Genomic DNA, 12,005 nt, shown 5'->3' on the forward strand with positions numbered 1-12,005 from the left:
GACGCGGCAATCGACTCACCCTTCGCCGGGCCCTGTCCGTTCCACTTCGGCCAGTTCCGTCTCGATCGCGCTCAGTGCTGCCATGGGATCATTGGCGCGGGTAACCGGCCGGCCGATCACTAGGTGCGTACTGCCCGCCCGAATGGCCTCTGCAGGCGTCATTACCCGCCGCTGGTCATCCGTTTGGGCGAAGGCCGGACGGATACCGGGCGTGACCTTCAGGAAATCGCTGCCAAAGCGTTCGCGCAGTGCTGCAGCCTCGCGCGCCGAACACACCACCCCGGCCAGGCCGGCATCCTGTGTCAGCTGTGCCAGACGCATTACCTGATCGGCGGCCGGGGTATCGACGCCCACCTCCACCAGCCCGGCATCATCCATGCTGGTCAGCACCGTGACGGCAATCAGACGTGTCAGCAGCCCGTGGCGTTTGAGCACCTCCCGGGCGGCACTCATCATCGCCCTGCCTCCGCCGGCATGGACATTGACCATCCATACGCCCTGATCGGCAGCTGCATGTACGGCAGCGGCCACGGTATTGGGGATGTCGTGGAACTTGAGATCCAGAAATACCTCGAAGCCCCGCGCATGCAGGCTCTTCAGTACAGCCGGCCCTTCGCGGGTGAACAGCTCCTTGCCCACCTTGAGTCGACAGCGACGTGGGTCGAGTGCGTCCACCAGGGGCAGCACGGTTTCGAGACGGGCGTGATCCAGGGCAACGATCAGCGGGGAAGACATAGGCACTCCGGTAGCAAGACGGCGGCATTATACGCTCGGAAGGGCGCCGGCATTAATGCAACCATGCTTATTCAGAAATATTTAAACCATTGGATCGATTGGCCGATACATTCATCGACGATGCTTGGTCGTCCTTCCCAACCTTACAAGGAAACCGGTATGAAAAAGCTTGCAGCGACCCTGATGACTCTCATGGCTCTGGCTTTGATCCCTGCAATGCCCGCCGCAGCCGATGACACCGCTGAGTCCGCCCCGACAGCGATCAACATCAATACCGCCAGTGCCGAAGAACTTTCGGCCCTGCCCGGTATCGGCGAAAAGAAGGCGGCCGATATCATCGAGGAACGCAAGGCGCATGGTAATTATGACAGCGTGGACAGCCTGACCCGGGTCAAGGGGATCGGCGAGTCTACCGTCGATGGCCTGCGCGACAGGGCCGCCATCTGATCCTGCTCGGCCCGCGAACGGCGGGCCGAACCCTCCCTCTGCGATCGGATTCCGCCCATGCCGGCATGGTGGTGAACCACGACAATCGGTACCATGATGAGGCAATGACCATCGCTCGGAGTGGAGTCCCGACTCTCATGCCTTTTCTACTGCTGCTGCTGATATTCCTGCTGTTCGATTTCAGTACCCTGTTCATGCTCGGACACTGGATCGGCGGCCTGTACGCCTTTCTGATCATGATCGCCACTGCTGTCATCGGAGTACAGCTGATCCGTCATCAGGGCCTGACTACCCTGCGCCAGGCACAGGCCCGCTTTCTGGCCGGCGAGAACTCCTCGGACGAGGTCATGCGCGGCGTGTCGATGATCTTTGCCGGCATGCTGCTGATGCTGCCCGGCACCCTGACCGACCTGCTTGCCATGGGCTGTCTGCTACCGGTGACCAACCGGCTGCTGACTCGGCGCATGCTGGGTCGCACCGCGCGCAGCGGTATCTTCAGCGGGCGCTTTCAGGATATCGGCGCAGGCCCCGGTGAACCCCGTGACAGGGGCTTTGATGAAGGAAAGAGCCATCATGAGCAGGCCTCTCGGGATCCTCACGGACAGCCGCTTGAAGGTGACTACATAGAGCATGAACGTCACCGCGATCAGTGAAAAAATTTGCGCCTGCCCCCTTGAAACAGAAGCACTTGCCCGCATTAAGTTTCGCACGCTGAACTTGTGCCTTTCAGTACTTGAGGCCTGAGGGCACGGCTTCTCAGCACTGGTGAGCGAGGCTCACAGGTTTCATGGACCATCAGGAGAACGTGAGTGATGAAAATCCGTCCTTTGCACGATCGCGTTGTCGTTCGTCGCGTCGAAGAAGAGCAAAAAACCGCAGGCGGAATCGTGCTGCCGGGTAACGCCCAGGAGAAGCCGACCCGTGGCGAGGTCATTGCCATTGGCAAGGGTCGAATTCTGGAAAACGGCGATGTCCGCCCGCTGGACGTTCAGGTCGGCGACAAGGTGATTTTCAAGGAAGGCTTCGGCGTCGAAAAGCAGAAGATCGATGGCGAAGAAGTCCTGATCATGAGCGAAACCGACATTCTCGGCGTACTGGAAGGCTGAACGACCGTTTCACTCTGCAAACGGTGCTTCAGCCATCGGGTTAAACGTTCACAGTTTTCGAAGGAATCACTGCAATGGCAGCTAAAAACATCCGGTTCTCCGACGACGCACGCAAGCGCATGGCGCGCGGTGTCAACACGCTCGCTGATGCCGTCAAGACAACTCTGGGCCCGAAAGGCCGCAACGTTGTTCTGGAAAAGTCCTTCGGTGCCCCGACCGTCACCAAGGATGGTGTTTCCGTCGCCAAGGAAATCGAACTGAAGGACAAGTTCGAGAACATGGGCGCCCAGATGGTCAAGGAAGTCGCTTCCAAGACTTCCGATGTGGCCGGCGACGGTACCACCACCGCTACCGTGCTGGCACAGTCCATTGTCAATGAAGGCCTCAAGGGCGTTACCGCCGGCATGAATCCGATGGATCTCAAGCGCGGCATCGATTACGCCATCAATGCGGCGGTCGAAGAAATCCGCAAGATGTCGGTACCGTGCACCGATTCCAAGGCCATTGCCCAGGTCGGCACCATCTCGGCCAATGGCGATGCCACCATCGGTCAGATCATCGCCGATGCCATGGCCAAGGTCGGCAAGGAAGGCGTCATCACCGTTGACGAAGGTCGCGGTTTCGAGGACGAGCTCGAAGTGGTCGAGGGCATGCAGTTCGATCGTGGCTATCTGTCGCCCTATTTCGTGACCAACAACGAAACCATGTCGGTCGAGCTCGAGGACCCCTACATCCTGCTGGTCGACAAGAAGATCTCCAACATCCGTGAACTGCTCCCGGTACTGGAGAATGTTGCCAAGGCAGGCAAGCCGCTGGTCATCATCGCCGAGGACATCGAAGGCGAAGCACTGGCCACACTGGTCGTCAACAACATGCGCGGCATCGTCAAGGTTGCTGCAGCCAAGGCGCCCGGCTTCGGTGATCGTCGCAAGGCCATGCTGCAGGATATCGCTATCCTGACCGGTGGCACCGTAATCTCCGAAGAAGTCGGCCTGACCCTCGAGCAGACCACGCTGGATCATCTGGGTAGCGCTCGTCGTATCACCATGTCCAAGGAAAACACTACCGTCATCGACGGCAACGGTGTGGAATCGGACATTGAATCGCGCGTCAGCCAGATCCGTACCCAGATCGAAGACACTTCCTCCGATTACGATCGCGAGAAGCTCCAGGAGCGTGTGGCCAAGCTGGCCGGCGGTGTTGCCGTAATCCGCGTCGGTGCTGCCACCGAAGTGGAGATGAAGGAGAAAAAGGCACGCGTCGAAGACGCTCTGCACTCCACTCGCGCAGCCGTCGAGGAAGGCGTGGTGCCCGGTGGGGGTACTGCCCTGGTACGCGCCGCAGTGAAACTGGTCGGCCTCAAGGGTGACAACGAAGACCAGACTCATGGCATCCAGCTGACCATTCGCGCTCTGGAAACGCCGATGCGTCAGATCGTCACCAACGCCGGTGAAGATGCTTCCGTCATCCTCAACCGCGTGCGTGACGGCGAAGGCAACTTCGGCTACAACGCCCAGACCGGTGAATTCGGTGACCTGTTCGACATGGGTGTACTGGATCCGGCCAAGGTAGCACGCAGTGCCCTGCAGTCCGCAGGCTCCGTGGGCGGCCTGATGATTACCACCGAAGCCATGATCGCCGAGGATCCGGACGAGAAGGAAGCCTCCGGTGGCGGCGGTGACATGGGTGGCATGGGCGGCATGGGTGGCATGATGTAAGCCGACCCGTCTGCCCGCCTGACCCATTCGTCAGGTATGCTGAAAGGCCCCGCTCCGGCGGGGCTTTTTTATTGATCAGTGACAGCGTCGGTCAGCGGCATCCGCACTGCTTGCGCTGAGATCGTTTCGTCAACCGAGCCCGTAACGAGTAAAACCATGCTCGAGAATATACGCATCGTTCTGATCCAGACCTTTCATCCCGGCAACATCGGCTCGGTCGCCCGCGCCATGAAGACCATGGGCCTGAGCGAACTGATTCTGATCAATCCGCGTGCCTTTCCGGATGACGAGGCCACGCGCCTGGCCGCCGGTGCCACCGACATCCTGGACTCTGCCAGGGTAGTGAACGACATCGGCGATGCCGTAGGTGACTGCGTTCAGGTGATCGGCGCCAGCGCGCGGGTGCGTGGCCTGCCCCTGACGCACTTCGATGAGGCGGATGTCATGGCCCGCGAGCTGGTCGAAACCGCGCACCAGGGGCCTGTGGCACTGGTCTTCGGTCGTGAGCGCTTCGGCCTGACCAACGACGAGCTGCGCCATTGCACGCATCAGCTCACGCTGCCGGCCAATCCCGACTATCCGGTACTCAACCTCTCACAGGCGGTGCAGGTCTGTACACATGAGCTGTTTACAGCCTGGCGACGGCAGCCCGACAGCGGCTTTCGGCGGGCACGCCCGCGCCACGCCACGCTGCCCACCCAACAGCAGATGCAGTACTTTCAGGAGCACCTGGAATTAGCCCTGACCCGCGCCGGCTTCTTCAATCAGCCGCACGCACAAACCCGTGATCGTCTGCGGGCCTTCTTTCAGCGTGCCCGTCCCAGCCGCAAGGAGCTCTCACTGCTTCGTGGGGTGATCAATGCCCTGAACGGCAGCTCGGGCAAGCGCCCGACCGGCCAACAGGAGTCGAGCGGCGAGTCGCGGGAAGAGACATGAAAAAGGCCGCTGCCCTCCGGGCAGCGGCCTTTCATGCCATCAGCTCGATGCAGAAGGGGATTTATTCCTGACCGAGCTTCTGCTTGATCAGATCGCCCACGGTCGTCGGACCGGAGGTATCGCTCTCCTCTTCGCGCATGTTGCGCATGGTCTGGCGAGTCTCGTTCTGATCCTTGGCCTTGATGGACAGGTTGATCACGCGGTTCTTGCGATCAACGCCCACGATGCGGGCTTCAACACTGTCGCCTTCGTTCAGCACATCACGCGCGTCCTCGACCCGATCAGCACTGATTTCGGAAGCCTTCAGTACCGCGATCACCTCGGTGGCCAGTTCGACGTAGGCTTCACGAGCGTCCACTTCGGTCACCCGACCGGTCACTACCGAACCCTTGTCGTTGACCGCCAGGAACTCGGAAACCGGGTCGCTTTCGAGCTGCTTGATGCCCAGCGAAATGCGCTCGCGCTCGGGATCGATCGACAGGATGATGGCTTCGGCCTCTTCACCCTTGCGGTAGCGGCGCACGGCTTCCTCGCCACTTTCCGACCAGGAGATGTCGGACAGGTGCACCAGCCCGTCGATACCGCCTTCCAGACCGATGAAGATTCCGAAGTCGGTAATCGACTTGATGGTACCGGCAACGCGATCGCCCTTGTTATAGCGCGCGCTGAACTCTTCCCACGGATTGGGCGTGCACTGCTTGATGCCCAGCGAAATACGACGACGCTCCTCGTCGATATCGAGCACCATGACCTGCACGTCATCACCGACCTGCACCACCTTGGAGGGGTGGATGTTCTTGTTGGTCCAGTCCATTTCGGAGACGTGGACCAGACCCTCGACACCCTCTTCCAGCTCGGCGAAGCAGCCGTAGTCGGTCAGGTTGGTGACGCGGGCATCGACCTTCATGCCTTCCGGATAGCGATCCTTGATGTTGATCCACGGATCCTCGCCCAGCTGCTTGAGCCCCAGCGAAACGCGATTGCGCTCGCGGTCGAACTTGAGCACCTTGACGTTGATCTCGTCACCCACGGACACGATTTCGCTGGGGTGCTTGATGCGCTTCCAGGCCATGTCGGTAATGTGAAGCAGGCCGTCAACGCCACCGAGATCGACGAATGCGCCGTAATCGGTCAGGTTCTTGACGATACCCTTGATCTGCTGGCCTTCCTGCAGCGTCGCCAGCAGCGCTTCACGCTCGGCGCTGTTTTCGGCTTCAAGCACCGCCCGGCGCGAAACAACCACGTTGTTGCGCTTGGGATCGAGCTTGATGACCTTGAAATCGAGTTCCTTGTTCTCGAGATGGGTCGTGTCGCGTACGGGGCGCACGTCCACCAGCGAACCCGGCAGGAACGCCCGGATGGAATTGACATCGACGGTAAAGCCACCCTTGACCTTGCCGTTGATCACGCCCTTGACGATTTCGTCTTCCTCGAAGGCCGCTTCCAGCTCCTTCCAGGCTTCGGCGCGCTTAGCCTTTTCGCGCGACAGCCGGGTTTCGCCAAAGCCGTCTTCGACGGCTTCGAGGGCCACCTTGACCTCATCACCTACGCCAAGGGTAAGCTCACCGTTCTCGTCCTTGAACTGGGACGCCGGAATCTGCCCTTCCGACTTCAGCCCAGCATTGACGGTAATCCAGTCACCTTCAATATCGACCACGGTCGCCATGACAATGGCACCGGGTTCCATATTGATGTCCTGGAGGGACTGCTCGAACAGTTCTGCAAAGCTTTCGCTCATGAGATTCCTATCGTGATCAACAGTAGACGGCCGGATGACCGCACTCTCCGTACCACCAGCAAGTACGGGCCAATGTCAGATCCCCGGGGACGTTAACGCTGGTTAGACGTATCAGGATTTGCCGTTTGTCATCCTGATACCCCATGACGCCTTGCCAGGGCCTCCGGAGCAGTGATGTCGAATATCAGGGCTTCAGGCCACGCTCGGCCAGAAGCGCTCCGATGCGAGCAACAACGTCCGGTATGCTCAGCTCGGTGGTATCCAGGGTAATGGCATCCCGAGCTGCAACCAGAGGCGCGACGGAGCGCTGCATGTCGCGTTCGTCACGCGCCTGTATTTCCTTCAGAAGGTCTGGCAGGCTAGCATGACTGCCAGTCGATTGCAATTGTGCCTGCCGGCGGCGCGCGCGCTCCTCGGCGCTGGCGGTCAGGAATATCTTCAGTGAAGCCTGCGGAAAGACCACGGTCCCCATGTCCCGGCCATCGGCCACCAGCCCGGGCAGCTGCGCGAAGTCCTGCTGACGTGCGAGCAGTGCATCGCGTACCGCAGGCATCGAGGCCACTTCCGAGGCTCGTCCGCCGATGTGCTCCTGACGGATCTCGCGGGAGACATCATCCTCGCCGAGCAGCACCCGAGCCCCCTGCTCGTCCGGCAGAAAGGCAATGTCCAGCTGACGAGCCACCTGCACCAGAGCCGGCTCATCGTCGAAATCCACTCCCTGACGCTCGGCCGCCAGCGCAGTCAGTCGATAGAGCGCACCGGAATCGAGCAGGTGCCAGCCCAGCTCATCGGCAAGCAGTCGGCTGATGGTGCCCTTGCCGGCGCCACCGGGGCCATCGAGCGTCAGTACCGGTATATCGCTCATGCGTCCCCCGTCTGCTCGGTCACCGTCATGCCGATGCGGTTGACCAGCGGCAGGAAGTCCGGGAACGAGGTGGCCACATTGGCGCAGTCCTCGATCAGGATATCCTCCCCGGCCCGCAGCGCCGCCACGGTGAAGGCCATGGCGATGCGATGATCGCCGAGACTGTCAACCCATCCGCCGCCATAGGCGCCACCGGTAATATCGATACCGTCCTCATACAGGGTACAGTCGACCCCCAGCACCGCCAGGCCATCCGCCATGGCCTGCAGGCGATCGGACTCCTTGACCCGCAGTTCGGCAGCCTCACGCAGGCGAGTGACACCTTCGGCATTGGCGGCGGCAATGAACAGTACCGGCAGTTCGTCGATCGCCAGCGGCACCTGATCGACCGGTATGTCGATGCCCTTCAGACTGGAGTAACGGACCCGGATATCGGCCACCGGCTCTCCCCCGACCTCGCGCTGATCGAGCAGCTCCAGTTCGGCTCCCATCTGCTGAAGGATATTGATCACCCCGATCCGGGTGGGATTGATACCGACATGTTCGAGCACCAGATCGGCACCCGGGGTGATCGCCGCCGCCACCAGGAAGAAGGCCGCCGAGGAGATATCCGCCGGCACGTCGATCGGCCCCGCGGTCAGTCGGCCGCCCCCCTCGATGATGGCCTGATTGCCCTCGCGGCGTACCGGATAGCCGAAGCCGGTCAGCATGCGCTCGGTATGATCCCGGGTGGTGGCCGGCTCACGTACCCGGGTCGAGCCCTCGGCGTACATGCCGGCCAGCAGCAAACAGGATTTCACCTGGGCACTGGCCATCGGCATGTCATAGTCGATGCCCTGCAGCGCCTGCCCACCCTGGATGGTCAGCGGCGGGCGGCCCCCTTCGGCCGTATCCACCCTCGCGCCCATCAGTCGCAGCGGCTGGGCCACCCGATCCATCGGCCTGCGGGTCAGGGAGGCATCACCGGTCAGGGTCGTGGTGAAGGACTGTCCCGCCAGCAAGCCGGTGAACAGCCGCATGGCCGTGCCGGAATTGCCGAGATAGAGCGCCCCGGCCGGTTGCTGAAGACCGTGCAGGCCGACGCCGTGAATGATTACCCGCCCCTGATGCGGCCCCTCGATGGCCACCCCCATCTCGCGGAAGGCCTGCAGGGTCGCCAGACTGTCCTCACCCTCCAGAAAGCCCTCGACTTCGGTCACGCCTTCAGCCAGCGCGCCCAGCATGATCGCGCGGTGCGACATCGACTTGTCGCCGGGCACTCGGATACGCCCCTGGATGCTGCCCCCGTGGACCGCCTGATAGCGAATGTTGCGTTGTTCCATGGCCTGATAGCTCTTCTGATTCAGTAGCGTGTCGAAATAGTGTCGCGCGTGGCTGGCACGCGACAGGACTGCCAGCATGGTGTCGCCATCACCCGACTCGACGGCCCGGCGCAACCGCGCCACACCCGTTTCGAATTCATCCAGCGCAGCAAGTACGGCTTCACGATTGGCAAGATAGATGTCCCGCCACATGACAGGGTCACTGCCGGCAATCCGGGTAAAGTCACGAAATCCTCCGGCGGCATAGCGGAAGATATCGAGGCGCTCGTCACGGCGCGCCAGCCCATCGACCAGCGAGAAGGCCAGCAGATGCGGCAGGTGGCTGGTACGCGCCAGCACCGCGTCATGCCGTTCGACCGTCAGGCACTCCACCTCGGCACCACAGGCCCGCCACAGCTGCTCGATACGCCGCACGGCATCGGTTGCGGTCTGCGCGACCGGCGTCAGGATCACCCGGTGACGGCGGTAGAGGCCGGCATTGGCAGCGGTGACCCCGCTGCGCTCCGAGCCGGCGATGGGGTGCCCCGGCACCAGCCAGGCGGGCATCCGGCCCAGCCTGCGGGTTACTGCCTCGCACAGGGCAGCCTTGGTACTGCCGACATCCGTGACCACCTGATCCGCGGCGATGGCCGGCGCCAGCCGGGCCACCAGCTCGGGCAGGACCATGACCGGCACGGCCAGCACGATCAGTGACGCTTCCGGCAGCAGTCCCTGTGGCTCGGTACTGCCGGCATCGATCAACTGCATGTCGAGTGCCGTCGCCACACTGGCACTGTCCTGATCGCAACCGAGCAGCCGGCCCCGGTAGCCACCCTCCCGCAGCGCGGCCAGCAGCGAAGCTCCGATCAGCCCCAGGCCGACGACCAGAACTCCCCGTTCACCGGCCGGCTCTCCCGTCATGTCAGCGCTGTTCAAAGCACCCCCACCGGATAGGAGCCCAGCACCCGTATTTCAGCGGCCCGCAGACGCACTTCCTCGAGAGCGGCCCGCACCAGCGGGTCGTCCTGATGGCCCTTGAAATCGATGAAGAAGACGTAGTTCCACACCCCGTGCCGGGAGGGACGACTCTCCAGACGGGTCATGTCGATGCGGTGACGGTGGAACGGTTCCAGCAGGTCATGCAGCGCCCCGGGCTGATTGCGCATCGCCGCCACCAGCGAGGTCTTGTCCTCGCCGCTCGGCGGGACATCATGATTGCCGATGATCAGAAAGCGGGTCGAATTGTCCGGCAGATCCTCGATCTTTTCGGCCAGATGCTCGAGCTCATAGCGGCGCGCGGCCATGTCGCCGGCAATGGCGGCACTGTGCCACTCGCTGCGCACCAGCCGCGCCGCTTCGGCATTCGAGGAAACCGCCACGCGCTCGGCGTGTGGATAGTGGGCATCCAGCCACTTGCGGCACTGGGCCAGCGACTGGGCATGCGAGTAGATACGCGAAACCCGGTCACGACGGGTATTCTCACCCACCAGCAGATGGTGATGAATGCGCAGCACCACTTCACCACAGATGCGCAGCGACGTATCCATGAAGGAGTCGAGGGTGTTGTTGACCACCCCCTCGGTGGAGTTCTCGACCGGCACTACGCCGTAGTGGGCGGAGCCGGCCTCGACCTCGCGGAAGACCTCGTCAATGGCCGGCAGCGGCACGTCCACCGCACTGTCCCCGAAGTGCTTGAGCGCCGCCTGCTGGGTAAAGGTGCCCTCGGGGCCGAGGTAGGCCACCCGGATCGGCTGTTCCAGAGCCAGGCAGGCCGACATCATCTCCCGGAAAAGGCGTGCCAGCTCCTCGCCCGGTAGCGGACCGGGATTGAGGGCCATGACACGCTTGAGTACCTGCGCTTCACGTTCCGGGCGGTAGAACAGCGCCTGAGGATCTTCTGCCAGCTTGACCCGGGCCACCACCTGAGCGCACTGGGCACGCTCGCTGATCAGCCGGATCAGCTCGCTGTCGATGTGGTCGATGCGCTGGCGCAGCTGCTCCAGGTCCGACTCGTCATGCTGCTCATCGCGGGAATGATCGTTCATGGTCGGCCTCCGCCGTCTAACCGTGACGCTGCTCGAAATCGCGCATGAACTCGATCAGCCGATCGACTCCGGCTTCCGGCATGGCGTTATAGATACTGGCCCGCATGCCGCCCACGCTGCGGTGCCCCTTGAGGTTGAGCAGGCCGGCCTCTTCCGCCTCGTTCAGGAAGACCGGATTGAGTGCTTCATCGGCCAGCATGAACGGAATGTTCATCTGCGAACGATTGGCGGGGGCGATCGGATTGCCATAGAAACCGCTGGCATCAATGGCCTCGTAGAGCTTCGCCGCCTTGCGCGCATTGATCCGGGCCATGGCCTCGACCCCGCCCTGACCCTTCAGCCAGTCAAAGACCAGTCCGGAGAGATACCAGGCATAGGTCGCCGGCGTATTGAGCATCGAGCCATTGTCAGCGAAGGCCTTCCACTTGAGCAGCGTCGGCGTCTCCCGGCGCGCCCGCTCGAGCAGGTCGTTGCGCACGATGACAATCACGATCCCGGCCGGCCCGATATTTTTCTGTGCACCGGCATAGATCACACCATAGCGCGTGATATCGATCGGCTTCGACAGGATCGAGGAGGACATGTCACAGACCAGCGGCACCCCGGTATCGGGTACGTAATCCATCTGTAGCCCGCCGATGGTTTCGTTCTCGCAGTAGTGCAGATAGGCCGCATCATCGGAGAGCGACAGGTCGGCGGGCGCCGGCGCTGCGGTATAGCGATTGTCGCTCGCGGAGGCGACGACATGGGCGCTGTCGAGATGCTCGGCCTCGCGGATGGCCTTCTGTGACCAGATGCCGGTATCCAGGTAGTTGCCGGTACCGCCGTTACCCAGCAGGTTGAGCGGCACCCCGGCGAACTGCATCGTCGCACCCCCCTGCATGAACAGCACGCTGTAGTTGTCGGGCACGGCCAGCAGCTCGCGCAGGTCGGCTTCAGCGCGTTCGGCAATGGCCATGAAGTCACTGCTGCGGTGACTCATCTCCATGACCGACAGCCCCTTGCCCTGATAGTCGAGCATTTCCTGCTGTGCGCGTTCGAGAACAGCCGTGGGCAGCATCGCCGGGCCGGAGCAGAAGTTGAAATGGCGTGTCATGTGCGCTCGATCCACGAA

Annotated in this window: 11 protein-coding genes; 5 read left to right on the forward strand and 6 right to left on the reverse strand. The window is 62.2% G+C overall.

Annotated elements, in window-relative coordinates; all coding sequences use genetic code 11:
• Positions 1-15: 15 nt before the first annotated feature.
• A complete protein-coding gene (pyrF, locus tag C7446_RS10770; protein WP_121173120.1) occupies positions 16-735 on the reverse strand; it encodes an orotidine-5'-phosphate decarboxylase in 720 nt (239 codons plus the stop codon).
• Positions 736-798: 63 nt separating this feature from the next.
• Here pyrF and C7446_RS10775 point away from each other — a divergent pair, with 63 nt between their 5' ends.
• From C7446_RS10775 to C7446_RS10795, 5 genes are all read left to right on the forward strand, one after another.
• Complete coding sequence (locus tag C7446_RS10775; RefSeq protein ID WP_245977816.1) at positions 799-1,182, forward strand: ComEA family DNA-binding protein; 384 nt, start codon at positions 799-801, stop codon at positions 1,180-1,182.
• 137 nt (positions 1,183-1,319) lie between these two features.
• Positions 1,320-1,835, forward strand: a complete 516-nt coding sequence (locus tag C7446_RS10780; protein WP_170150063.1) for an FxsA family protein — start codon at positions 1,320-1,322, stop codon at positions 1,833-1,835.
• A 159-nt stretch (positions 1,836-1,994) separates the two neighbouring features.
• Positions 1,995-2,288, forward strand: coding sequence for a co-chaperone GroES (locus C7446_RS10785; RefSeq protein WP_070977742.1), 294 nt, complete (start codon positions 1,995-1,997; stop codon positions 2,286-2,288).
• Between the two features lie 74 nt (positions 2,289-2,362).
• Positions 2,363-4,006 (forward strand): chaperonin GroEL, encoded by a 1,644-nt coding sequence (gene groL / locus C7446_RS10790; protein ID WP_121173123.1) that lies wholly within the window; start codon positions 2,363-2,365, stop codon positions 4,004-4,006.
• Positions 4,007-4,162: 156 nt separating this feature from the next.
• Positions 4,163-4,942, forward strand: coding sequence for an RNA methyltransferase (locus C7446_RS10795; protein WP_121173124.1), 780 nt, complete (start codon positions 4,163-4,165; stop codon positions 4,940-4,942).
• Positions 4,943-5,003: 61 nt separating this feature from the next.
• On the opposite strand, the gene rpsA is transcribed toward C7446_RS10795, so the two are convergent.
• The 5 genes from rpsA to serC all read right to left on the reverse strand — a co-directional run bounded on the left by rpsA (position 5,004) and on the right by serC (position 11,987).
• Positions 5,004-6,680 (reverse strand): 30S ribosomal protein S1, encoded by a 1,677-nt coding sequence (gene rpsA / locus C7446_RS10800; protein WP_121173125.1) that lies wholly within the window; start codon positions 6,678-6,680, stop codon positions 5,004-5,006.
• Between the two features lie 184 nt (positions 6,681-6,864).
• A complete protein-coding gene (gene cmk, locus C7446_RS10805) occupies positions 6,865-7,545 on the reverse strand; it encodes a (d)CMP kinase (RefSeq protein WP_121173126.1) in 681 nt (226 codons plus the stop codon).
• Positions 7,542-9,767 carry a bifunctional prephenate dehydrogenase/3-phosphoshikimate 1-carboxyvinyltransferase gene (locus tag C7446_RS10810; protein ID WP_121173127.1) on the reverse strand — a complete coding sequence of 742 codons (2,226 nt, stop codon included), beginning with the start codon at positions 9,765-9,767 and terminating at the stop codon, positions 7,542-7,544. The genes cmk and C7446_RS10810 overlap by 4 nt, the downstream gene beginning before the upstream one ends.
• Positions 9,768-9,778: 11 nt before the next feature.
• Entirely contained in the window at positions 9,779-10,891 is a 1,113-nt protein-coding gene (gene pheA, locus C7446_RS10815) for a prephenate dehydratase (RefSeq protein ID WP_121173128.1), read from the reverse strand.
• 16 nt (positions 10,892-10,907) lie between these two features.
• Positions 10,908-11,987, reverse strand: a complete 1,080-nt coding sequence (gene serC, locus C7446_RS10820; RefSeq protein ID WP_121173129.1) for a 3-phosphoserine/phosphohydroxythreonine transaminase — start codon at positions 11,985-11,987, stop codon at positions 10,908-10,910.
• Positions 11,988-12,005 lie beyond the last annotated feature (18 nt).

This window comes from Kushneria sinocarnis, from assembly GCF_003633775.1.
In the GTDB taxonomy this organism is placed as follows: Bacteria; Pseudomonadota; Gammaproteobacteria; order Pseudomonadales; family Halomonadaceae; genus Kushneria; species Kushneria sinocarnis.

Excerpts from the sequence above, each read along its gene's own strand:
- pyrF (WP_121173120.1), bottom strand. The coding sequence starts at position 735 with ATGTCTTCCCCGCTGATCGTTGCCCTGGATCACGCCCGTCTCGAAACC.
- C7446_RS10775 (WP_245977816.1), top strand. The coding sequence starts at position 799 with ATGCTTATTCAGAAATATTTAAACCATTGGATCGATTGGCCGATACAT.
- C7446_RS10780 (WP_170150063.1), top strand. The coding sequence starts at position 1,320 with ATGCCTTTTCTACTGCTGCTGCTGATATTCCTGCTGTTCGATTTCAGT.
- C7446_RS10785 (WP_070977742.1), top strand. The coding sequence starts at position 1,995 with ATGAAAATCCGTCCTTTGCACGATCGCGTTGTCGTTCGTCGCGTCGAA.
- groL (WP_121173123.1), top strand. The coding sequence starts at position 2,363 with ATGGCAGCTAAAAACATCCGGTTCTCCGACGACGCACGCAAGCGCATG.
- C7446_RS10795 (WP_121173124.1), top strand. The coding sequence starts at position 4,163 with ATGCTCGAGAATATACGCATCGTTCTGATCCAGACCTTTCATCCCGGC.
- rpsA (WP_121173125.1), bottom strand. The coding sequence starts at position 6,680 with ATGAGCGAAAGCTTTGCAGAACTGTTCGAGCAGTCCCTCCAGGACATC.
- cmk (WP_121173126.1), bottom strand. The coding sequence starts at position 7,545 with ATGAGCGATATACCGGTACTGACGCTCGATGGCCCCGGTGGCGCCGGC.
- C7446_RS10810 (WP_121173127.1), bottom strand. The coding sequence starts at position 9,767 with ATGACGGGAGAGCCGGCCGGTGAACGGGGAGTTCTGGTCGTCGGCCTG.
- pheA (WP_121173128.1), bottom strand. The coding sequence starts at position 10,891 with ATGAACGATCATTCCCGCGATGAGCAGCATGACGAGTCGGACCTGGAG.
- serC (WP_121173129.1), bottom strand. The coding sequence starts at position 11,987 with ATGACACGCCATTTCAACTTCTGCTCCGGCCCGGCGATGCTGCCCACG.